Origin of the sequence: Lewinella cohaerens DSM 23179 (genome assembly GCF_000379805.1) — a bacterium.
GTDB classification, from domain to species: Bacteria; Bacteroidota; Bacteroidia; order Chitinophagales; family Saprospiraceae; genus Lewinella; species Lewinella cohaerens.
Genome location: NZ_KB903537.1, coordinates 154,369 through 179,360, shown reverse-complemented (window position 1 = coordinate 179,360; position 24,992 = coordinate 154,369). Strand labels below are relative to the sequence as shown.

At 46.1% G+C, this 24,992-nt stretch carries 14 protein-coding genes; 9 read left to right on the top strand and 5 right to left on the bottom strand.

Translation table 11 applies throughout. The annotated features are described in order from the left end of the window. Positions 1-3: 3 nt before the first annotated feature. Complete coding sequence (locus A3EU_RS0108095; protein ID WP_020535642.1) at positions 4-768, bottom strand: NYN domain-containing protein; 765 nt, start codon at positions 766-768, stop codon at positions 4-6. 198 nt (positions 769-966) lie between these two features. Here A3EU_RS0108095 and A3EU_RS0108090 point away from each other — a divergent pair, with 198 nt between their 5' ends. From A3EU_RS0108090 to A3EU_RS0108065, 6 genes are all read left to right on the top strand, one after another. Beyond that, on the top strand, positions 967-4,248 hold the full coding sequence (locus A3EU_RS0108090; RefSeq protein WP_020535641.1) for a S41 family peptidase: 3,282 nt from the start codon (positions 967-969) through the stop codon (positions 4,246-4,248). A 738-nt stretch (positions 4,249-4,986) separates the two neighbouring features. After that, entirely contained in the window at positions 4,987-5,328 is a 342-nt protein-coding gene (locus A3EU_RS0108085) for a hypothetical protein (protein WP_020535640.1), read from the top strand. Positions 5,329-5,648: 320 nt separating this feature from the next. Beyond that, a complete protein-coding gene (locus A3EU_RS0108080) occupies positions 5,649-7,886 on the top strand; it encodes a TonB-dependent receptor (protein WP_020535639.1) in 2,238 nt (745 codons plus the stop codon). A 119-nt stretch (positions 7,887-8,005) separates the two neighbouring features. Beyond that, complete coding sequence (locus A3EU_RS0108075) at positions 8,006-8,779, top strand: hypothetical protein (protein WP_020535638.1); 774 nt, start codon at positions 8,006-8,008, stop codon at positions 8,777-8,779. An 18-nt stretch (positions 8,780-8,797) separates the two neighbouring features. After that, on the top strand, positions 8,798-9,784 hold the full coding sequence (locus A3EU_RS0108070) for a coiled-coil domain-containing protein (protein ID WP_020535637.1): 987 nt from the start codon (positions 8,798-8,800) through the stop codon (positions 9,782-9,784). A 150-nt stretch (positions 9,785-9,934) separates the two neighbouring features. Then, a complete protein-coding gene (locus tag A3EU_RS0108065) occupies positions 9,935-10,204 on the top strand; it encodes a hypothetical protein (RefSeq protein WP_020535636.1) in 270 nt (89 codons plus the stop codon). A 216-nt stretch (positions 10,205-10,420) separates the two neighbouring features. Here A3EU_RS0108065 and A3EU_RS29785 read toward each other — a convergent pair whose 3' ends face one another. The 4 genes from A3EU_RS29785 to A3EU_RS29780 all read right to left on the bottom strand — a co-directional run bounded on the left by A3EU_RS29785 (position 10,421) and on the right by A3EU_RS29780 (position 16,358). Then, positions 10,421-11,704: a glycosyltransferase gene (locus tag A3EU_RS29785; protein WP_020535635.1), complete on the bottom strand. Its 1,284-nt coding sequence runs from the start codon at positions 11,702-11,704 to the stop codon at positions 10,421-10,423. A 60-nt stretch (positions 11,705-11,764) separates the two neighbouring features. Then, on the bottom strand, positions 11,765-13,843 hold the full coding sequence (locus A3EU_RS0108055) for an HAD-IIB family hydrolase (protein WP_026211291.1): 2,079 nt from the start codon (positions 13,841-13,843) through the stop codon (positions 11,765-11,767). A 219-nt stretch (positions 13,844-14,062) separates the two neighbouring features. Beyond that, the gene (locus tag A3EU_RS0108050) at positions 14,063-15,556 is read right to left on the bottom strand and encodes an ArnT family glycosyltransferase (protein ID WP_425412659.1); all 1,494 of its coding nucleotides are present in this window, start codon (positions 15,554-15,556) and stop codon (positions 14,063-14,065) included. A 148-nt stretch (positions 15,557-15,704) separates the two neighbouring features. Beyond that, complete coding sequence (locus A3EU_RS29780; protein WP_020535632.1) at positions 15,705-16,358, bottom strand: phosphatase PAP2 family protein; 654 nt, start codon at positions 16,356-16,358, stop codon at positions 15,705-15,707. A 147-nt stretch (positions 16,359-16,505) separates the two neighbouring features. On the opposite strand from A3EU_RS29780, the gene A3EU_RS0108040 reads away from it, so the two are divergent. The 3 genes from A3EU_RS0108040 to A3EU_RS0108030 are packed head-to-tail and all read left to right on the top strand — an operon-like array spanning position 16,506 to position 24,965. Then, complete coding sequence (locus A3EU_RS0108040; RefSeq protein WP_020535631.1) at positions 16,506-17,702, top strand: SIR2 family protein; 1,197 nt, start codon at positions 16,506-16,508, stop codon at positions 17,700-17,702. Continuing rightward, positions 17,689-19,521, top strand: coding sequence for an nSTAND1 domain-containing NTPase (locus tag A3EU_RS0108035; RefSeq protein ID WP_020535630.1), 1,833 nt, complete (start codon positions 17,689-17,691; stop codon positions 19,519-19,521). Before A3EU_RS0108040 ends, A3EU_RS0108035 begins: the two co-directional genes overlap by 14 nt. After that, positions 19,512-24,965, top strand: a complete 5,454-nt coding sequence (locus A3EU_RS0108030) for a WD40 domain-containing protein (RefSeq protein WP_020535629.1) — start codon at positions 19,512-19,514, stop codon at positions 24,963-24,965. Before A3EU_RS0108035 ends, A3EU_RS0108030 begins: the two co-directional genes overlap by 10 nt. Positions 24,966-24,992 lie beyond the last annotated feature (27 nt).

Below are 24,992 nucleotides of genomic sequence, written 5' to 3'. Positions count from 1 at the left end.
GAATTATTTAGACTTTCGCTTCAGCCGCGCGTAAATATGCTTGGAATGCCCACGCCCGGGAGATTCCCGTTCATCAATTTCGATCAAATCCGTCAGTGATTTTAAGAGAGGGGTAAGTTTATTGAAGCCATGATTACGTGGATCAAACTGGGGTTGTTTTTTCAACATCAGGCTACCCACCTCTCCCAGAAAGGCCCAGCCATCATCATCGCTAATGTCGTCGACAGTCTCGGCAATAAGTTGCTTGATTTTTTTCGGGATCACCTCTTTTTTACTGCGACCAGGAGTACTTTCTGTTCCGGTCTTTTCCTTTTTGATGTGTGGTTTAAGGATTTCAATAAAGATGAACCGATCACAGGCCACAATAAATGGTTCGGGCGTTTTTTTCTCCCCCATACCGATGACTTTCATGCCCGATTCGCGCAAGCGGGTAGCAAGGCGGGTAAAGTCGCTATCGCTGGAAACAATACAAAAACCATCGACCTTGGAGCCGTAGAGGATATCCATCGCATCAATGATCATGGCGGAGTCGGTCGCATTTTTACCAGTGGTATAGCTATATTGTTGGATTGGCGTGATGGCATGTTCCAGCAACACCTGCTTCCATCCTCGTACATGGGGCTTGGTCCAGTCGCCATAGATGCGCTTGATGGTGAGGGTGCCGAATTTGGCGAGCTCTTCCATCATTTCCTTTACCATTTTGTAAGGAACATTATCGGCATCAATCAGCACTGCCAGCTTTAAATCGGGTTTGTCTTGGTTATCCATAGGTCTAAAGGTAGGGTTTTATTGAGGCACCGTTTGCCATCTGTTTGTATTAACGGACGATTCAAAGCATACGTTCAGTGTTCTGCCAAGTTTTTTCCTGAATAATATTCTACCCTCGTTTACTTTAGTAATTTAGCTAAACTGTCCAGTAATGGGTGGGTCTGCTTTTATTCTTCACGTATGATTTCCAATTCCGTTATGAAAAAATCCTTATTCATCCTGGTGTTAAGTTGCTTATTAGGGACCGTCGTCTCTGCTCAGATTAGCGCCAAGCTTATGCGTTTTATTGACGTATCCGAAACCCAGATCACCTTTGTTTATGGTGGCGATTTGTGGATTGTTCCAAAAAGTGGTGGTACCGCACAGCAGGTAACCCACTCTCCGGGTGAGGAAAGCTACCCCCGCTTTTCTCCCGATGGTAAGTCTATTGCTTACACGGCCTCCTACAATGGTAATATGGATGTCTACACTATGCCGATAACCGGTGGTGTACCTACGCGCGTAACCTACCAGTCGCATGCCGACCGCATGGTAGATTGGCACCCCGATGGGGAACGACTCCTTTTCGCTTCGCGCCGTGAGCTGGGGCAGCGTTCTGGTCGTCAGCTGTTTCTGGTCGATAAAGACGGAGGAATGGCCCAACGGTTGCCTATTCCTTACGGTGAACTCGCTAGTTATTCTCCTGACGGAAAACAGTTGGCCTACATTACTAAAATTACCGAAGGCTACCCCTTCAAACGCTACCGTGGTGGCCTCACTTCTGATATCTTGATTTATAATACGGATAGCCAGGAGGTTATCAACGTGACGAACAATACCGCCAACGACGGGCAACCCGCCTGGGCCGGAGACAAGGTTTATTTTCTCTCCGATCAGGCCAAGAATATGCGCCTGAATATTTGGGTCTACGATACCAAAACGAAGACCTCTCGGCAGGTAACTAAATTCAACGACTTTGATATCTCTCGCCTCGCAGCCGGCCCTAAAGACCTGGTTTTCGAAATGGGAGGCACGCTTTATCGTATGGATTTGGCAACCGAAAAATACGAAGCTGTTCCGGTCAATGTCATCAGTGACCTTTCGGTAGAGATGCCGCGTGCCGAAGATGTGAGCCGCAATATCAGCAACATGACCGCCGCCCCCGGTAGTAAGCGCATCATTTTTGAAGCCCGAGGGGAGCTGTTTAACGTTCCCGTAAAGGAAGGGTATACGATGAACCTCACCAATTCCAGCGGTGCCTTCGATCGTGATCCAGCCTGGTCGCCGGATGGCAAAACCCTCGCCTTTTGGAGCGACCGCTCCGGAGAGTTTGAGGTCTACTTTCAGCCCGCCGATGGCAGCAGCCCGGCACGGCAAATGACCCAGCGCGGCAAAGGTTTTGGTTACAACCTATTCTGGTCACCAGATAGCAAGCAGGTTGTATTTATCGACGAAACCAATACCATCTTTTTGATGGACGCCACCTCTGGTGATCTGAAAACAGTAACCCGAAACACTTGGAATATCAGTCATCCTGGCCGAGGAGGTTACACCATTTCCTGGTCACCAAACTCGGAATGGCTGACCTTTTCCCTGGGGCAAAACAATGCCAATGAGGCTATCTTTTGTTACAATACCAGAACAGAAAAACTGGAACGGGTAAGTAGTGGCTACTTTAATGATTCGGACCCCGTTTTTAGCGCAGACGGTAAGTACCTGTTTTACCTGACCAATCGCAGCTTTACACCCTCTTATTCTGATATGGGTGATGGCACTTGGGTGTACCCCAATACGACCCAGATTGCGGCGGTCAGCCTCACTTCAGATGCGCCATCATTGCTGAGTGCACGTAACGACGAAGTGGAAATAAAAGAAGAGAAGAAAGAGGAAGAAGACAAAGAAGAAGGTGAAGACGAAGAACCAGAGGAAGAGGAAGAAGAGGACGACACCTTGGCCATCGACTTTGAAGACATAGAAGCACGTTTGGTCTTGTTGCCGCCAGATGCGGGCAATATTCTTGGCTTGATGCCTTTCAAAGGGAAGCTGCTGTATGGGCGCGCACCCAATACGGGCTCCGGCGAGCGTTCTGTAAAGATTGTCGCCTACGACCTGGATGACCGGGAAGAAAAAACGGTGATCGACGGTATCAATGGGGCAGTAGTCACTGCTGATGGAAAAGCGATTCTAGTAGAGAGCAATGGTCGCTATGGCATTATCAAGCCTTCTCCTGGGCAAAAAATAGAGAAAGGAATCCCCACGGATGGCTTGGTGATGAACCTGGTTCCTCGCGAAGAATGGAAGCAAATTTTCAACGATACCTGGCGCCGGCACCGTGACTTTTTCTACGATCCTGCCATGCATGGCCTTGACTGGGATGCACTCCGCAAACGCTATGGTGCGTTGTTGGATGACGCCCGTACCCGCTGGGATGTTTCGGCGCTGCAATCTAATCTCGCTGCAGAACTTAGCGCAGGGCATACCTATACCTTTGGCGGTGATGCCGAACGGGTGCGCCCCGTCGTGACCGGCTATCTGGGCATCGACTGGGAGCTGGCCAATGGCAAGTACCGTATCAAACGCATCGCCAGGCCAGCGGCTTGGGATACCGAAGTGCGTTCTCCGCTGGATCAGCCCGGTGTGGATGTAAAAGCAGGCGATTATATCCTGGCGGTCAACGGCATGCCGTTGGATGCAAACAAAGACCCTTATGCCGCTTTTGCTGGTTTGGCAGAAATGACCGTGAGCCTCAAAATCGAACGTACAGGAGAAGAACCTCGTGAAGAAATCGTCACCCTTTTAGATGAAAGAGACGAAGTACGCCTACGCCATCTGGAGTGGATCGAGCAGAACCGGAAAATGGTAGAAGAGCTTTCTGATGGCAAATTGGGCTATGTCTACATGTCCAATACTTCTGGGCAGGGCCAATTAGAGTTGGTGCGGATGTACTACGGTCAGTTAGACAAAGAAGGCTTCATTATTGATGAACGCTTCAACGGCGGTGGCCAGCTGGCAGATCGCTTTTTGGAGCTGTTGCAGCGCCCGGTGGTTTACAACCTGCATTGGCGTCATGGCCGGGATCATACCCACCCAATCAAGACCAATACCGGCCCCGTAGGGATGTTGATCAACGGCTGGGCGGGTTCCGGAGGAGACGGTTTGCCGTGGGCATTCCAAGAGCTTGAAGCTGGCCCTATTGTGGGGGAGCGCACTTTGGGCATTCTCGTTGGCCCCGCTACCGGGCATCGCCTCATTGATGGTGGTGGAATCACCGTTCCGGGTGCTCGCCTCTACGACAATGATGGCCACTGGTTCTGGGAAGGCGAAGGCGTCGCTCCAGACATCGAAGTTTGGGATGACCCCAATATCCTCATGAAAGGCCGCGATCCACAAGTAGAAAGAGTGGTACAGGAAGTGGTGAAATTACTGGAAACCAAACCCGCTAAATTCACGCCTGCTCCTGCACCAGAGGATCGGACAGCGAAGGGGTTAGGTAAGCAGTAGCTTTTGCTGAATAGGATAACACGATCGGCCTGGGACTAAAAATCTGGGCCGATCGGTTTTTATCCAATCGCACCAGTGCGATTATACGGTTGGGGGCAACTCTCAAAATATTCGCTTTTTATGGCAGGTATGATCACGGCACAGAACGATGCAGTATTTCTTGAAAAAGAGAATTTTTCTTAAAAGGCACGCTCATGTTAGTTTCCTAACTAACATGCTATATCCTGCTGGTCCCCTGACCAGCTAACAAGCCGTAAATGTGAAGACTGTTGGTCGGGAGACCAACGTGATATTTTCAGGTTAGTCTGGTGACTAACCTGAGCGGAAGAGGAAATTTTTCTTGAAAGGCATCGTTTACCACTTGAAATTAAATTAGGAAGCACTGAATAAGTACTTGTTATAGTGATGGTTGTCTGACAAAACATTGCTTTTGTATGACCAATAAAGAACAGCACAATAATAAGTTGAGCCGTCGTTTTTCAAAAAGTTGGCTAAGCGGTTCACTTTAAGCGTGTCAACTATTTGGAAAACCAGAAAGACGGCTCAGCTTGTTTTTTGCGCAATACTAGGACAAGCCTCACTGTAATTTTAATTATCTTTGCTTCGCAAAAAAAACTTCTCTGACAGTTTTTGTGGTCAAGCTAAAGTGAAAATGCTAAGCAACTGATAAGGAGCGTTGTTTTCACTTTCGATTGACTTTAAACACCAAAATGTCAGAGCATCAAAAAAAAGTTGAACATGAAACATTCCCTCTCTATTTTCTTTTCGATCTGCTGCATGGTGCTTTTTACGAGCAACCTTAGCGCGCAAACAGAAACGGCTACGACTTCCACCAGCCAAACGACCATCAGTGTTAAGGTTACCGGCGTAGGGTGTTCGACGGATATAAAAACTATTGCTACCAATGTTGAAAGAATGGAAGGCGTAAGCAGCTGTATTGCAGCTAAGCGTGGTGCTGTTACCCGTTTTGATGTGAGCTACAACCCTGATATGGTTAGTGAAGAGGATATCCACCAGAAAGTTCAAGATACTCCTGGGTGTAAGAATCCTAATGACCGTCCTTACCGCGTAAAGATTTAAACGCTTAGGCGTTTTACATTATGTTTGATGCGACGGGGCTTTGAATACGAAATGTTCCCGTCGCATCAAGTCATTTCTCCCTTCTCTCAGTTTTGAGTCACAGTTCGCCTATGTCGCCTCCCTGGTATAGGTATAGTCAAAGTCGGAGGTCATTGGGGCACCTCACTCAGGTTCAATCAACCATCAACAAACAACCTGCAACCATCCAGTATTTTACCGGAGGCATCCCTACGGAGCAGGTTTTAGATTTTTAACCCTTACACCCTTACACTAGTCAAAACCCTCCAACCATCTAACAATCAAACAATCAAACCATTCCCGTGCGAAGCTTTACCCAACTATCACTATTCTTATTCTTAACCCTTCCGCTAATATCTTTTGCACAGGAATTGACAGGCTATGTCCATGACATAGAAGGCCAACCGCTGGTGGGGGCTAGTGTCTATTGGAGCGTACAAAACGATGGAGGTACGTACACCGAAGTGGATGGTACCTTCAAGTTGCCACTTGCCAAGGATTTACCTGCCGATTTGGTGATCTCTTATGTCGGGTATGTTCCTGATACCGTACAGGTCAAAGAGGTTGGTAGTCTTGATGTTGAGTTGCGGTCTCGGCAAGATATGGATGTGGTAGTGGTGACGGAAAACCGGCAAGGGACTTTCATCTCTACCATCAACCCTGTAAAAACGGAGGTGATTACCGCCAAGGAGTTAGGCCGTTCGGCATGTTGTGATTTGGCAGGCTGTTTCAATACTCAAGGGAGCGTACATCCTACTACGACCAATATTGTCACCAATGCTAAAGAACTCCGTATCCTTGGTCTTTCTGGCGTGTATAACCAAGTGCTGATCGACGGCTTTCCACTGATCCAGGGCTTGAGTTATACCTACGGCATTAGCAGTATTCCCGGCACCTTGATTAAAAGCATTTTTGTGGCTAAAGGGGCCAATTCTGTGTTGCAAGGTTACGAGAGTATTTCCGGCCAAATCAATGTTGTGCTCAAGCAACCTGACGAAGATGAGCGCTTGTTGCTGAATGCTTACCTCAATAGTTTTGGTGAACACCAATACAACCTCAATTACACCCAACGCTGGAACAATTGGAGCACGCTGTTGGCTGCTCACACCACCCAGCCTGCTCAGCGGAGGGATCGTGATAAGGACGACTTTCTCGATTTGCCACTGCTCACCCGATATACGGTTTACAACAAATGGAAATACCGCGATGCTGGAGAATGGGGCTTGTACAGCGAGACGGGCCTACGTTTTGTGAACGAGCAACGCATCGGCGGGCAGACCGCCTTCGATCCAGATCAAGATAAAGGCACTACCAACACTTACGGGCAACTGGTGGAATATTCGCAACCGGAAATTTATACCAAAACCGGCTACCGCCTCGATGATTACCACCACGTAGTATTTTACGCTTCTGGCTTTCGCCAAAAACAAGAGTCCTACTACGGAACAACGCACTACCAGGGAACCCACGCCAACGCGTATCTTAACTTGCAATACGAATACAATTGGAGAGAGAAGCACCAGTTTAAAACAGGCTTCAGCTATCGCTTTCTGGATTTAGAGGAAGATATTAGCTTTGGCAACGATGACTTGCAGCGTAGCTACGCTGGTGTCTATGAGCGTCAGGAAAATATCCCCGGTGTTTTCGCCGAAAATGTCTTCAATTGGTATGATGATCAGTTGACACTGATTACTGGTTTGCGCTACGATCATCACAATACCTTTGGCTGGAAGGCTACACCACGGGCCTTGCTGCGGGCCAATCTTTCACCAGCAACAGTGGCCCGAATTTCGGTAGGCACTGGCTGGCGCACTGTCAACTTATTTAGCGAAAATATCAACCTGTTGGCCAGCTCGCGGGATGTNCAGATCACGGAGGAATTGCTGCCAGAAGAGGCGCTTAATTACGGTATCAACCTCACCCATAATTCCTATGGTGATGATATTGAAGCACAATTCTCTTTCGATTTTTATCGTACGGTTTTCCAGAATCAAATCTTCCCTGATTATGATACAGACCCAACGGTAGCCATCATCCGCAACTTTACAGGTACCAGTATCAGTAATGGCTTTCAGGGCGAAATAGGCTTGGCTTTCTATCAGCGATTTGGACTAAAACTCGCCTACAATTACCTGGATGTTTACCGCGTCATTGATGGCGAAAAGCAGGTGTTACCTTTCAATGCCACTCACCGTGTCATCGGTAGCTTCTCTTACGAGCCCCTCTCCAAAGGCTGGCACTTCGACGCTAATTTCCATTGGACGGGAGAGCAACGATTGGCCAATACTTCAACGAACCCTCCAGAATTTCAACAAGAGGACTATGCTGATCCGTTTACCGTCATAAATGCCCAGTTTACGAAGGTATGGCCCAAGGTGGAAGTTTACGGCGGCTGCGAAAACATCTTTGACTTCCGTCAATTACGCCCTATTCGTTCCTGGGAAGACCCCTTCGGGCCTTATTTTGATACGGCCAATGTCTGGGGACCTACGCGTGGTCGAGAGTTTTATCTGGGAGTGCGTTATCGGATAGAAGAGTAGGGCATTCGAGATGTTTTTTGAAAAACATCTAAACCAAGGGCACTATTTGTAAACAGATTTTGTAATTTCAGAGATAGACTTCTGAAGAGCATTCTACTTGTTTGCAAATGAAACCCTGTATGAAAAAAACGCTATACCTATTCATCATCCCGCTGTTGGTGGCTTGTGATACATCGGGGAACTCCTCTCAGGGGTTCGTTTCTGATGTTGGTAACACCATAGTAGATGACATCGCTGCCGGAGATGTAAGCGTCGGCTTCCAGCCTGTTTTCCTTCCAATTAAATTTTCCTTGAGTAGTAAAGGTGTAAAAGTATCGCTGAGTAAATCCTGGGTTACTTTTATTGGCACCTTTAGTTTGTCTTACTCCCGTGACCTCTATAAAGGTCGTACACAGATGGAGTACGCTAAGCCCGTTCCGATCAAGGAAAGTAGCATGTACGAATATTACGAATTTGTAGACATTGATGTCCGTGACCGCCCAGAGGTGAAGAGTCTGCTTGTCAGCAAACGCGACCTCGTAGTAGCGGTTATTCGTAGTGAAGACCAGGTGGATATCTTTGTTATAGAGGAAGGCGTAAGTTTGATGGTGCTGACAGAAGGGATTACCCGGAGCACTATTACCAGCGATTACCATGAGATCGACGCTCGCCACGCCAAAGTACGTGAGCTGGTACTTACCGTTGACGAAGATGCACAGCGGAAAGCGGATATTCTTCCCGATACCTACGCTGCTGATCGGCACACCATCAATCGTGACATCTTACGAGATGACAGTGATATTGTAGACAAAGAGATTAAGTCTATGTCGGAAATTGCTCCTCGCCCTAAAGATTACAGCCTCTCGGTAGAGGCAGCTGATACCCTTAAACAAAAGAAACACTCACCTTATTAACCTACAACACTAGTAATTATGAATGAAGATAAAACGCCTAGAAATATTATGATTGTACTAGGGGTGCTTTTGCTAGGCCTCGGTATATTCACGATCATTACTTACCAAGATAAGAAGAACCTGGAAGCACAGATGTTCACCGCTGATGAAGAGCTTGATAGCCAGCAGGAACTTATTGATCAACAGCAAAGCCAACTTACTGATTTTCAAATTGAATTGGATCATAGAGAGCAGAATATTGAACGCTTGAATCAGGAAATTGAGGAGAAGGTAGCAAGGATGGAGCAACAGGATGCTATGCTGCAAGAGCTGGAAGCACGTAACGAAAAATTGCTTACCGATTTTAACAGCTTACTTCGGACGGGAGCTTCCCCCGACACCCAGAAATTTATAGATGATCTGACGGAAGAGATCGTGAAAACGAGAAATCAGCGGGATTCTTTTCGCATCGCTCGCAACGAGCTGATAGAAGCCAATGAAGTTTTAAAACGTGAGGTACAGGAAGAACGACAGCAGGTGGATTATCTTAAACGAAGCCAAATTCCGAAACTACAAGCTGAGGTTGCTAACCTACAGCAGATTGTAGCCAATAACGAACAAGTCATGAGTGCCTTCAACGTTCGTGCGGCTGTGCAGGATATTGATCTGGATATGGACCGTAATGCAATTTCCTTCAATCTATCTTTTTCAGATGCTGATTTACGAAAACTGCAAAACCTTAATATCAGGAAATTGAGCTTAGTTCCTACCATCGTTAACCAAGAGACTGATCTCACTTTTACAATAGAAGGAGCGCTCAATCCGGACCAGACTTTTTCGCATTTATTGATGGAGCTACAGCCGAGTATGCGGCAGTCATTTGTGGTCAACAATGTTTCCTTACGCAAAAGTTATCGAAAGCGAAATGCAGTAAACTACGATAAAGGAGACCGTATTGAGCTGTCTATCCAAATTCCGGAACTCAATAATCTCATCATTGCGCAGAAGGATTTTCGTTTACGGTAGACAGTTCCTTAGAATCAGGAACGTAGATTAATGTGATCTTACTAGAGAATAAGTGCCTGCACAACCTTGTGTTGGCACTAAAATGCTACCTCCATGAGAATCCTTTTCGTTTTAACGATGGTCTTCCTTTATAGCAATTGTTAGCAACCGATGACGGTGGAAGAAGAAAGCACTGCTGCTAGCTCTTGGGCGTTCCCTTATTTTGAGAAGGCGGATAGTATCAACCCGGTTTTGAGACCGGGTGCGGAGCTGGCTTTTACTGCCCCCATCACCCAGCAGTCACCTCGCTGGGAAGAATGCAACGTACTCAATCCCACCGCCGTGGTGAAGGACGATAAGGTGTACTTGCTCTACCACGCACAAGATTCCTTGCCAGACTATATAACGGTAGCGGTTTACGAGCTGGGTGGTGGACTTTGAACCACCGAAGACACCAAGAGGATTTTTCGATCCAATCGTACCAGTGCGATCATACCGTAAGACCTAATACTTCTCAGCCAGCGCGTAGGCCGTGAGGCCGAAGCTCGGCGGACGGAGGAGCAGGACGAGGATGGGCAGGAGCGGTAGCGACCGACAGCCTGGTGCCGTAGTGGCGTTTGCGCAGCAACGCCACTACCGGCACGGCCCCAAAAGGTCTTAAGAAGTAAAAATATTTGATTCGGAATGCTGCCGATTGATCGACTGATCAAAGATCTGTAACATGCGCTTGGCGATACCTGTCCAGCCGAAATTGCGGCGAGCAAAACGGGCACCTTCTACCGAAAGCTCATTGCGTAGCTGCTGATACAGTAAGGGCATAGCGCAAATGGCACCAAACTCCAAAGGGCGGTGCGGATCAGCAAATAAGCCTTGATTGCCAAAGTCCAGCAGGTCTTTGAGGCCGCCATGGACGGTGATGACGGCGGGGGTGCCACAGGCCATGGCTTCGATGGCCACCATGCCAAAGGGTTCGTACCGGGAGGGCATCGCAAAAATGCTGGCGGCACGATAAATATTGGCGAGGTCTTCGTCTGAGATGTAGTTTTTCCAGATGATTTTATCAGTGATATTGAGTTCCTTGGCCAGTGCTTTGAGCTTGGCCACTCCTTTGCTGTCTTGTTTGGAACCGTCGCCACCAACGGCTGCTACAAGGCGAGCTTCGGGTTTGAGTTCCAGAATGGTGGGCATGGATTTTAGCATTAGATCGTAGCCCTTGTTGTGGGCCATCCTACCCAGGATAAGAATATCAAAAGGCTCCATGTCATGATCTTCCCGGATGCGGTCGACTTCTCGGGATGGGACGGGGGTGAAACGGTTTTCGTCAATTCCTGGAGGAATCATAGAACAGTTTCGAGACAACATGTCGTACTGCTTGGTGAGCAACTCTACCTGTGGAATGGTAGTTGCAACAACGTGGTTGCACATTTGATAAACGAAATACTCTTTCCGGATTCTCTCCTTGAAACGGTAGGTCGTTTCCATCTTCTTTTCATCCATGTCGTTACCCATCGAGTGCTGTTTCCACCAACCCAATGAGTGAGGAGTATGAACGTGAGAAATGCCCAATTCCTCCGCGATTTTTTGGCCCGCCCAGCCAGCATCCCAGTAGTGGGTGTAGACGATATCGTATTGTTTGCCCGCTTTGCGGATAGCAGCCAGGGTATTGGTTACAAATTGACCAAGATGGTCGTGCATGTCTTCTTTGCGAATAAATTCTTTGCCTCCAAAAGGGATGCGCCAGACTTTGTAGTTCTCGTTGACGTCATCGTACTCGGGTTGGTCTTCAAACTGGCGAGTCAACAGGTCCACCCTTTTACCCAGGCGACTAAAGCGGTCGGCTAACTCTAAAACATAGACGACTTGGCCGCCCGTGTCAGGTTTGCCTAGCTCAGGCTCGGCAGCAACGTACCCGTGGAGGGAAATCATTAAAATGGATTTCATTTTTGTGGTTTTTTAAGTTTAGTAAATAAGTTTACCTGGTAGGGGATGGGGCAGAAGGAATTAGATGATCTTGAGTTGATGGCAAGCAGCGATGTATTGAGCGGCCGACCATGCTTGGTAGACTTTACCCATAGGATTACCTGTTTTGCCATGTGCCCATTCGGTAAACTCCCAATCGCCGCTAATGCCTGCCTTGTTGATGAGCGCTAGTTTATAGAGTTCACTCATGGCCATCTCATGTTGTCCGAGCTTTTCGATAAACTGCACCCAGAAAGCACCGATAAATGGCCAAATGCCACCATTGTGGTAGTGGTTGGGCAGGTTCAATAGATTGACAGTGTAGTAGGCCCGCCAATCCGGGTCGCCAGGGCTTACTTCAGGATAGACATTGCGGATGGGGAAGGGGTCATTCATACCGACCCCAAGCATAAAGCGAAGCGACTTATGAGCTTTTTCGGGGTCAATTACATTGTAGAGGTAGGCCAGGATATTGCCGTAACTATCACAGCGCCAGCTGAAATCAAAAGGCGTAATTTGGGCAAGGAGGTACTTGGTATCTCCCAGGGAATACTGCTGGTCGGCAAAATCAAATCGTTGCTTCGTTTCTTGTTGGGTGCTCGGCCAGAAATTTGTAACAATTTCTTTACGGATAACCTGTGACCACCTTATATAATCACCCGCTTTGCTGTGGTCCCCCAGGATCTCTAGCAGACGGCCAAAGCAGACATTGGCTCGGTACCACAGTACTTCGTCGTAAAGAACGTGGTAGCTACGACCGAAGAGGTCGGTCCAGTCACCGGCTTCAGGGATTTCCAGAAGTGCGTCATTATTGGAATCGTGGGCACTGAGCCAGTCCATTGCTCGTTGTAAATCCGCAAAATGTTCTTTTAGAAAATCAATATCACTGGTAGCACGGATATAATCGTGGAAGGCAATGATTACCCACAATCCACTATCAATAGAACAAATGCCACCCACGCCAGAATAATCCGGGCTTTGGTCAGACAAACGGACGTTGGCCGGAATTTGGCCATTAATGGAGATGTTGTCTAATAGCGTAATGAGTGTTTGCCGTTGGCACTGGTGAATCTCGGGGTCATTGACTAAACTCAGCGAACCAATAACGGTGATGGCCCCATCGCGTGCCCAGACAGAGTGGTAGTTCTCGTCGGTGCCTTCGGCTTCGTTGTATTCAATGGGGCAGGCAAGAAAACCGAGTGGGGAAATGTTTTTCTTCAAGGCTGCGACCGCCTGATGGTAACCTTCCAGGATCAACTCATACTTAGTATCTTGATGATGAATAGGATGGTCGGTTTGCTGCCGTAGAAAGTGCGCTTCAGGAACAGGCGTGAGCGTTTGTACCTCTTCGAGTGCTTCTTCGGGTAGGATTTTATAAAAGACCAAACCTTCTACTACTCCGGTGTCTCGGGGGTGTTCTGCGTGGTAGACCTGGAGGTATTTGGTGATGTGATAAAGCTCTTCTCTGGCGTTGCTTACGGCAATGCCCTGGATACCTTCTAGTTCAAACATAGCGGCATCGTTGCCACTGTCGCCAGCGACCAAGGTTTGGGCTGTGCTGAGTTCAAGGTGTTTGAGCAACCATTGCAAGGCGTTGCCTTTATTGGCCCATTTGGGGAGGATGTCAAAGTATTTGTCGCCAGAATAGACCAAATTAATATCGAGGCCGGCAGCAGCAAATGCTTTTTCAGCTTGGCGTAATTGCGGAGGCTCAGCGCCATGAAAGAAGTAGCTGCGTTTGTAACCATGCTGATATTTGCGAGGCTGTATCTCAATAGGGAAAGGGAGCGAAGCGACCGTTTTCTCTACTAATTCTAAATCCCACCCTTCATCCAATATTTCGTTGAACTCTTTTAGTACTGCTCCCTGCTTAAAATCATAGATGTGCGTACCTACTCCGCTGATGATGAAGTGGGGCTCGGGAAGCACTCCTTTTTTTATCAGGTTGAGGACATCTCTATAAAGTCGGCCGGTATTGTAGGTAAGGAGGGTATTATGCAGACCACGGTATTTTTCCCAGATAGCGGGAAAATTTCCATTGAGGCTCCGAAGATCGATTAGCGTATTGTCAATGTCAAAGGAGAGCAATTGAATATTGCTAGCTGTTGTAGGTTGGCTCATAAAATAGCTGAAGTAAGATAAAATAAACTGTGTTAGAGGGTCACCGCTGACCATTGTCTGTGGTGATTTCCGATCAATTATTTAAGTTTTATCGACTATAAGCTTGACAGAAATATAAACAATTTACGGGAACCGGCTGCTGTACGGCCAATGACCACCCATTGTTTAGCAACCAAAGGAAGGAGGTGTGAGTTCGTTTTGGGGAGTGACTTTGGGGGGCTATAAAGCCTCGACCTGCATAAAAACAAAACCATTTTGCTCGTAAAGCACCCGCAGCTGTGGGTGCCAATTCAACTGTTCTTCCTTGCGGATGTTTTTTGTAATAACATAAACGGCTTTATCTGCTTTGCCCGAAAGTAACCACTCTTTGTCGGCGTGCCGAGGATTTGTGGGAGGCGGTTTGCGACCATAAAATAAGTGGGCGTAGCTTTTGAAACCAACCGTCAGCAAATAGCAATCTTCCTGTTGCTTACTTTCGTAAAAACGAATAGCAGCTCCCTGGCTATACTGTTCCACCTTTGGTATGTAAACCAAACTAAGCAGTTCCAATCCGAGCAAGCAAGTGACTAAAAGCCCGAAAATAGCCTTTCGTGAACGGCCAAGCAACCATAGACTGATCATTATTCCCAACCAGAACAAAATCCCTAGCAACCATTCCCATCCACCCCAATAAACGTCGGCTTGGAGATTGGCTACCGCAAAGCGGTCCTTGATTATGCCGCTTTCGATGATGGCCATTTTGTAACGATCTACCAGAGGCAAGGCAGTGAAAAGTAGCCCTAAAACCGTACCTATAAAGCCAATGCTCCATTTGAGCCAAGCGGGGAAAGAGGCCTTGCTTTTCTGCCAATACCAAAGGCCCAGTGCGCCCAGGTAGGTGAGGGGGAAATAGCACAGCGAAGAATAATGAACAATTTTGGTGCGAACCAGCGAAAAGAGCAAGNGTACCACCCAAAATAAAATCTTCATCCATTTGCCCACTTCTTCTTTGGCCACTGGTTTGCGATAAGCATACAAAAAGAAAAGCGAGGCAGGGAAACACCCCAGAAGTAAAACGATAAAATGATAATAGAAAGGCCCACCATGGCCAGCATCCTGTGTTTGTAATAAACGAATCTGATAGACGATAAAATCAAGGACGACTTCGCCGCGGCCCCTGGCTACTTCGACCAAAAACCAGGAGGCACCTACCGCCAGGAGGCTACCCGTAAAGCTGATAATCTGTGACCAATGCAGCAAGCCCTTAAAGCGATTGCTTGCCCAATAAATGAAGTAAACAAGCCCGAAAATAAGCAAAGCCACCGGCCCTTTCGTCATGATCCCCAAGCCGATAAATAACCCACTCAGGGCCATCAGGCGCACCCCACGGAGCGGCTCCTGATGTGTCCGAATGAGGAAATAGATGCCCGTGAAAATGAAGAAGTTGAACCAAGGGTCAATGATCCCCGATTTGAAGTAAAAATGGGGGAGGAGAGAGGCCGCATATAGCCCAGCCCACCACCAGCCCAAGCGCCGATCATGCCAGCGGGTACCCATCATGAATAAGGTCATCAAACTCAAGATACCACAGAGCGCATTGGGCAGGCGAGCTGCAAACTCATTCACGCCAAAAGCCTTCATACTTAGAACTTGCATCCAGAAAAACAAGGGGGGCTTCTCCTGAAAAGGCTGATAGTTGATCTGTACGTAAGAATACTCGCCCGTAGCCAGCATTTCACGCGCTGCTTCCGCAAAGTTGATCTCGTCCCAGTCAAAAAGATGTACACTACCCAAATAGGGCAAGAAGATCACAGCCGCTAGCAGGGCCAGGAGGAGTAAGCTTTTTGTGGTAGAAATATTTTTTAGAAGATTCAATGAAGCGTTATTTGTTCTTTAATAATTTTCCATCCCACCATGCCTTACTTGTAAACCACCGATGGTGCGTCACCAGTTGGTATACGCTAATAGCTATGCTTATCCCTAAAATAGACCCTACCCACACATCCGCTAGGAAATGCATCGACAAGTACATACGGGAATAGCCGACCAGTAGCGCCAGTACAAAAAACACAATAGATAACCACGGCTTTTTGCAAAACACACTGAGCAGAAAAAAGAAACTAAAGGCCAGTGTGGTATGGCCGGAAGGAAAGGTATTGTATTCGTGCAACCTCACGCCTTCCACAAAATGGAGTGGCGCGTTGAAGTATTGAAAAAATTTGAAAGGGCGCATGTCATTTATAACAATAGCCTTGAGGATGCTTACCGTCAGGGCACAAATACCAATATTCAGTCCCAATATCAGACTATAGCGATATTTGAAGAACAATAAGCCTACTATTACCGTACAAGCAATGAGGGGTTCTCCCAATTTAGTGATCCAATAGAAAAAGTGATCAAAAAAAGGAGAATGATAATGGTTGATGAACAAGTGGACCTGCCCCTTTCCAAAATAGAACCAAATGAATAGCACTGGCAAGAGTACCATCAGGTAAAATCCTAAAAATGGAGCACTGCGGTGATTTAAAGCTTTCAATGGGTACGGTTAAGTTAGTTTGCAGCTGCCAAATTAAGGAAAGACTGACTCAATTTTTGGGAATCGTTAACTTATCCTTATTTTGCTATCCGCACTGTGCTTAAGTTTACCTTTTATGGCCCATATTAATGAATCAGAAAATAGCTAATGGGGGATACTAATGTCGATAATGCCAAAAGCCCCGCCTTTAATTTGCCTGATAGGCAGTGGGAGTATTTGTTAGACCGATTGAATAAGGAAGAGACCTTACTTTTTGTCGGTCCAGGGATATTACCCTTTCCTGGCTACGATTCTCTGGAGGATGCCTTGTGCAAATACCTTCAAGATAAGAGCAGTGAAGAAATGGCACCTTTCATTGATAAATTCTATAGAGACGATAAGTTCTTTATGCTCAATGACCGAGATAAGAATGAGAGCTTATGGAATTTTATGTCGTATTACCGCGACTTCTTCAAGGAGCATAAAGAAGAGTTGGCTGAAGCCAAAAGTGTTTTACGCAAGCTGGCAGAAATCCCTTTTTCTACCATTGTAACCCTCAGCCCCAATACCTTGATTGAAGAGGCTTATGGCGAAGATTTTGCTTTTCATACCGATTTTTATAACAAGAAAAAGAAGCCGAAGGATTTTGTGCCGGGTCGGAAAAATGACCCTTTGGTTTATTATATGCGAGGAAAAATGACGGCTGATGAAAGCATGGTCATTTCGCATAATGATCTTTTTGACTACCTAGAGTCGATCTACGAGGCCAAGAGTATGGATGCGGATTTTAAAAACCTGCTAAAAAACTCTAAGTACTATATTTTCCTTGGCTTGCCATTGGAATCCTGGTATATGCAACTGTTGGTAAGGATGTTTGATTTTCACGTAGATACGCCTCGGGTTTTAGCGCTTAAGAAATTTCCAGAACGGTTTTGGGATCAGAAAATAGTTTATGAAGACCTTTATAAACTTAAATTTTATGATAACAAGAGTCTGGACTTTATTGATCAATTGCACCAGCGTTGTGCGGATGCCAACCAATTGAAAGAAGTGACAGGAGGAGCTGCAACCGCTAACTTTGATCGTGATGCCGAACAGTTTTTGACCCTGCTGAAGGCTGGGCATCACGAGCAAAGCCTGAGTGTTCTTGAAGAATTATCCGTTAAATACTTGTCAGAACCTGCAAAGTACAGCGAATATTTCGGTGACCTGACGCTCGGAGCCAGCAACTACCGTTCGGCTCACCGTAACTACAATATCAATCTGATTACCTATGATAAATTTCAGGTAGAAGAAGCCAAATTGACTTCTTTTTTGAGCATGCAGTTTGCTAACCTTAAAGCCCTGGTCGATGAGCAAAAGTAAACGTTACCCAGGGCCAAAACCTTTTTCCGCTGATCAGGCCCACTTGTTTTACGGACGGAAACCCGAAGCTCATCGATTACGCAGATTGATTGAAGACAAACAACTGACCGTTTTGTACGGCCGTTCCGGGTACGGAAAAAGTAGTTTGCTTAATGCAGCAGTACTACCCAAGATGGAGGAGCAGGGCTACCACCTGATCAATGTCCGCCTTGGAGCCTGGACACCGCAAAGTACCAATACGCCGCTGCGGAGTACCGTACAGGCCATCGCAGAAAACCCGGCCAATCTGGATAAGACGATTCTTGATGATTTAGTTCAGTGGGATAATTCTTTGTGGTACTACACCAAGACATTTTCTATTAACACCAAAAGGCCTAAACTGCTTTTTGTTTTCGACCAGTTTGAAGAACTTTTTACGTACCCGAAAAAGGAAATCGAACTTTATGAAAATAGCTTATCAGAGTTGTTGAAAACAAGTTTGCCACAACGATACCGCGACCAACTTAAACAAAAGAAAGAATTAGAAGGGCATGCGCAGCGGGATTCGGTCTTCCAAAGACTGGATATCAAAATTGTTATTGCTATCCGTTCCAATCGCTTCCATTTATTGGAACGCTTGTCGCCAGCTTTGCCCGATATTTTGCAAAATACACTGGAACTGGATGCGCTCGAACGGGAAGGCGCTCGCAGTGCTATCGTAGGGCCAGCAGCAGAAAAAGAAGGTGATTACGACACTCCTCCTTTCTCTTATGCCCCGGAAATCCAGGAAGAAATTCTTGACTTTCTAACCCAAGAGGGGAAAATAGAAGGGATACTTCTCCAAATGCTGTGTTCTTATTTCGAACGACTCATTATTAAAGACCCGCAGAAGAAGTCGATCGAGATTTCCGACCTATTGGTTTCTACAACTAAAAATGATGAGTTTGGTAATGGGATGGAGGAGATCGTCGACATCTATTACCGCGACCGTATTGATGATTTACCAGATGAGCAAGAAGAGACCGTTAAGCGTTTTATTGAAGACAACCTGGTGCAAAAAGTAGGCAACGGAGGGATGCGTCTGAGTATGCACCAAGCCCAGATCAAGGAACGATTTGGCATTGAGGCAGAAACCCTGAATGCATTGGTCTTTAATGGCCTATTGCGGACTGAGCCTTTCCTTCGTGGTGGCGTAACTTATGAGTTGACACACGACCGCCTCATTACCCCTGTATTGAAATCCAAAGCAGTCTTTGATGCTGGGGAAGCAGATCGACTAAAAGAACAACTGGAAGAAGAGGAGCGTAAAAGAAAAACGGCAGAAGGGCTACAGTACAAAGCAGAAGCTGCTATGGCGGAAGCCGAAGAGGAGAGGGCACGGGCGCAAGTAGCTGAAGGAGAAGCCAAAAAAGCCCAGAAAATAGCAGATGAGGCCCGAACCAAAGCAGAAGATCAGCGACAACAAGCTCTGGAGGCCAAAAATATAGCAGAACGCAATGAGCTTAAAGCGAAACGGCTGGCCTGGATATCAGCGGTCTTGATGGTGCTCGCCGTAGCGACGGGGCTATGGGCCGTGACCAGCTTGAAAACAGCACAAAGTGAAAGGGCAGAAAAAAATCTGATTCTTTGTAAGGAGTATCTCGTGGATGCTCGCCGGCTTATTATCGCCAATTATTGCGATTCAGCAGAAGACAATTTAGCGAAAGCAAAATTCCTTATCGAAGCTTATGGTACGGACGGAAAGGAAGAAGTTTCGAGGGCGTACATAATAGAAAACAATAGGCTTGATCGGCTGAATACGCAAGTGAAAACTAAGAAAACAGAAGGAAAATGCAATTGAAAATAATCCTGTTTATCGGCTTCTTGAGCGCGGGCTTGTTTTCTTACAGTCAGAACGCAGCCTACGGAGCATTTGAACCTTGTGACGAAGAACTACTTTGCCAGGATTTTCAGAAAATCCTGGATAGTACCAGATATTATTTATCCATCGAAAAAGGCGGATTGGCTTACGGGCAACTGAAAGCACTAGAAGCTTGTGATAAATGCCCGGAACATAGAGATGATCTTGATGCTTTAAGTGATCAGATTATTAAAATATTTGGAGCGCAAAATGAAAGCCTTAACAACCTGGTCGAAGAGCAACAAGCAACGCTTAATGCGCTACAAAAACGAACAGACGACCTGCGTAGAGAACGCAAGAAAGTAGACCAGCAGCTTGTCATTAACGAAAGAATGACACGCGACGCTTTGGTAACTAATTACCTGCGTCTGGCAAATAATTATTATAATCAAGGCACTGATATCGGCAGGGAAGAAGCACGTTGGTTAACAGATTTTGTTTACAATTATGTAGATAGTACGCACCATGAGGTTCGGAAAATGATGCACCGCCTATTGAATAATCAATTGCTGGAATATATCGATTATGACCCTGACGAAGGGCTGTACGATTACAGCTATGACGAAGAACAATTGGCTTATTCCCGAATGGTAACCGTAGATTGGTCGCCTGATGGTCAATGGTTAGCTGTAGGAATGGACAATGGCCGTATAATTATCTTTCAGGAAAGTGGAGAGGTCGTCTTCGATGAAGATATTTCAGAATATGATATCTCCGATTTAAACTGGAATTTAGAAAGCAATATTTTGGCTTTTATCAATGGGGGAGCCTCCGTGAATTTCCTTAAGGATTCACCTCAAGGATGGATATTAACAGATCGAAGCCTAAGTTTATTGAATACGGCAAGTACAGTACGGTGGTCGCCCGTGGTAGCAGATGAGCTTATGGTGTCTACTTTTGACAATGTTATCTATCTGTATGCAAAAGAAGAAATTTCTCCTCGGCGTACTTATTCAGGTGGGCATGATGATTGGGTCAGGGATTTGGCTTGGTCGCCGGATGCTACTCGTTTCGTGTCTTGTGACGATCAAGGGTACGTGGTTATATGGCAAGTAAATACCGGCGAGATTGTCCATCGCCGAAGAGGGCATACCGATTATGTCCGCACGGTAGATTGGCACCCTGAAGGGCATACTATTATCAGTGGAGGAGATGACAATCAGTTGGTTTTCTGGGATACCACAGGGCAAGTGGTCAACAGGCTGACTTTTGATGACTGGGTCTATCAGGCACGTTATACTGATTCTGGTGAAGAGATAGGTCTTGTTACGAATAGCAATACTTTTTATCGCATTACTGCTGATGAGCGGATACCAACGACCTTACCCAATGGGGTCGACCGTTTTGCATGGCGCGGTAATTATAATACGGTAGAAGGGAATGACAATATGGTTTTGGCCAAAGAGCCTCCTGCTAATTATATCGTCCCGGAAGAACCAGACCTGCAAATGGGGCGTTTGGCTCCGGGGAACTCAGCACTGGAAGAAGGAAGTATCACACAAACTGATTGGTCGCCGGATGGTAATTTCTTGGCTTACGTAAAAGGCACCAAACTGGAGATAGTAGATGAGGAAAAAATAACCAGTTTCGACCTTTCTGGGATAGAGATATTCAGTATTGCCTGGCACCCCGGCCTTTCTGAGGCTTTACCTAATAGCAATTTTCTGGCGACAGTAGGTTCTGATAATCAGTTGTTGATCTGGGATGTGTCTACGATGACCATTGTTCAAAGTGAAGACCTAGGGGAAACCTCCCGCGATTTGGTTTGGTCGCCAGATGGTAAACTCTTGGCAATCGTTAATGATATTGGCCAACTCATCGTTTATGATATTGAGTTGAATAAACTCTTTGAAATAAAAATTACCAATGATTATCTACGTGCCGTTGATTGGTCATCGAATGGACGGTTTTTAGTTGTAGGGTCAGATGACAATAGCTTAGTGATATATGATTGGGAGAGGAAAAGAGTTACCGAACGCTTATCTAATCACACGGACTGGATACGAGATGTGCTATGGCTTGATGATACTCATTTTGCTTCTGCTGGTGATGATAGTAAAACCATTGTATGGGAGCTCTCCGGGCGAGAAGGAAAATATCAGCCTTTACAGATACTTGACCGCGTGAAAGGTTTTCATCTTAGTCTTGCTTATTCTGGGGGAACTAGTGGTGGTTTTTTGGCCGTTGGTAATACAAACAATGAAGTTGGGTTTTGGCGATTGAATGCCACCATGAATGCCCAATTTGACACCTTGCTAACGATGGAGTCTCAAATTCACGATCTGGACTGGCACCCACGTTCTGGTAGTTTGGCACTTTCTACTTATTCAGCGATTCCCCAAGAGCTTGATCGGTACTTGAATCTACAGCCTGCCTACGATGCCGAATTAAAGGAAGTCATTTTTAAGAACTTAAGTGAAGCGTTAAATCCGGAAGGAGGGGGCTTGGCATCTTATTTTTACTTGCCTAAGGTTAAGGTGGCCCCCAATCGTTATGACCAATTAGCCTGGTCGGATAGCGAAAGGATCCTTGCTGTGGTTGAAGAAGGAGGTGCACATGATCTGTATAACCATCTGATGGTGCATGACATGAAAGGCAGGGAATTATTATTTGAATTTGCCTTTTCAGAAGAAGATATTGCCCATGTTCTTTTTTCTCCAAACGAGAAGTATTTGGCGATTGCTCCCGCTCAGGATAGGTTTACGTTGTTTCCTCTAGCCGCATCAACGGATACCATTAACATGGAAATAGAGGGGGAAATTATGGATTGGGCATGGTCCGCCAATAGTCGTTATTTGGCTATTCTCGACCGAGAATACGACGTAAACCTTTATGATGTCACTACTCAAACACTAAAAAAATACGCTAGTAGTATCAGTGATTATGACCTTGGCACTGTTCTTTTTCATCCAACAAATGATCAATTGCTGTATATTCTTAGCCACCAGGGCGTCTATGAGGTTCGGACTAATCGAGATACTGAGGCAAGAAGCATTTACCAGTCGACCACTTTTTCTCTTAATGAAACTGGTGTAGGTGCTGCCCGCGGAACCTGGATCAATGGAGGAGATGAACTACTGTATGTACAAAAAGGAGCTGCTCCTCAGCTGTTAGAGGTTACGGCCGGCAATGCAGCTTTGAAATACACGATGGGTGACCCCGAAAATTATTATGCATGGACAGGAGGGGACGCAAACCTATTGTATGAAATTCACCTTATGGATGATGGTGAGTACTTCTTTAATGGCAATGAGTTGGAATACGCTCGTGCTTGGGACATTGATACAGGTAAGCCAATTTCTATACTGAGAGGTGTCCGGAAGCAAGTAGTCAGAGAAATGAAACTGTCTTCTGATGGCCATTACCTGGCAGCAATGGGGGAAGATTTAATTCCATCAGAAGGAAAATACGAAAGGGGAAGTTCCTCTGTAAGTATATGGGATTTGAGAACTCAAAGTGAGATTTTTGAGCTTTCCATTGGAGGGATCAGGCAAATGGCTTTTTCGCCGAAAGGCAACTACCTGTATACCTACTTTGCGAATGGGCAGGTAGGAATATGGCCATTGTTTACGCCAGAAATCAATTACTATTTCGCCAATTCGGGAAAAGACCGTTACCTCGAACAACTTTCTTCAAAAGATAATCAACCATTTCGTAATCGTATTGAAGAATGGGAGCTGGAAAAAGGGGTCAATTTTCAGGAAGAAGCCAATTTCGAGTTACTCAAAACACGAGAAATCGCGAGAATCCGCCAGAATTGGGGGGAATATTACGTGGATCAGGCTTGGCTAAGTAGTGACAAACAGGTAGCTACCGCACTTTTTGATAAAGCCAGTTCTTTGCATTTTCGGAAGGGAACCAGCCAGATTCGTCCTGTTTCCTCTGATACGCTCGCAATGATTAATATTTGGATTGAGCAAACCTATTTTAGGTTAGGGCAGAAAGATGACCAGGCTGCAGAGGTGGCCTTACGTAAAGCAACGCGATTACAACCCCGGTTGAAGCGCCTGGAAATGTTACACCTGCTGCTCGATTGGCAAGAAGGGCAAAGGGAAAGGGTTGTTGACGCCCTGCTTAATGGCGAAGTTTTAGCCCTACTCGAAGAATATGCAAATTGGGACCGGAGGGATATTCATCTTCAGAATGAAATTCTTTTTCAACGCCTTACAGCCCTTATGCAATCCTTGCCAGATCCGGTGTCGCCTGCATCGGCACCTCGTTTTGCTGATGAAATACAAGATTTTTCAGCTCCTGTCCAGGAAGAATTGCTCTTGATGTATTATCAGGTAAACACAGAGCATCCAGCATTGGATACCGACGGCAAGCGGCAGGCATTCTACGATGAAGCCGTCCGCTTTTATGGCGATCGTTGGGAGAAAACACAGCAAGAAGAAAGCAGTCTGGAGGATTATATTCTTTTCAACTACTATTTACAGCAATTAGAATTGCGTAAAGACAAGACAACAAAAGCAGCAGTAAGTGTTGGTCGAGGTCGCAAAGGAGCCGAACAGTTACTTGCTCTTAGTCCTGAAAACATTGGTTACCAGGAAACATACCTCAATATCTTGGCCGAAGAAGCTTTGGTCAAATTAAAGTCGAATGCTCGGAATGCAAGTGATGTCAAGGCAGAGTTGATTGCTGCCAAACAGAGATATGCCACCGTGGAGTCCCCTTATCTCACCATGGAACTGGCGAATGCCAAATTGATACTTGGAGAGAGAAAAGAAGCGTACCTCGATTATTATTCTCTTTTGGAAACCTATGGATACAGCGGCGTTGAAAATCTCATTTTAGAAGAAGTAGGGGCTTTGGCTCGCGGGGAAGTTGCCCAGGCTCAAGCTGTGTTACAGCTGTATAATACCTATCGAACAGACAAGCAAGACTTCAGAGAGAGTATTGTTTATTTTGAGGAAGCTGATTTAGAAGGAAATATAGATTTTCTCAACGAGACTTATTGGTCGGCGTACCAAAGTGCCAAAGAATGGTATGAATCTTCAATGGCACTCAATGAGGTAGGCATGCTCCCCAAAGATTCTTTACTGAATCACAGTTTTGAGTTTAACCGTACGGCCGGAGACTATGTATACATTTTGCTATACACCGGTAGTTGGGAAGACGCGCAGCAACCCGTCAAGGATATGCAGCAGTACCTCTCACAGTATCGTTGGCCGACAGCAGTAGAAGCTGTTTTGGCTGTTCTCAAAGACGATTGGTCCACGACTCGTAATCGGTTAAATCAAGTCGCTAAGCTCTCTAACGATGGGATTCGGCAAGATGTTTATCCTACTTTGCGAGAGTTTTTACTTAATCTCCCACCAGGAGTGCAGCAACATCTCAACTTNCAGAAGCGAAGCGAGCAGTGGAGTAATTTCTTGAGGGATTAAAAAAGCTGCTGGGTTTCCCCAGCAGCT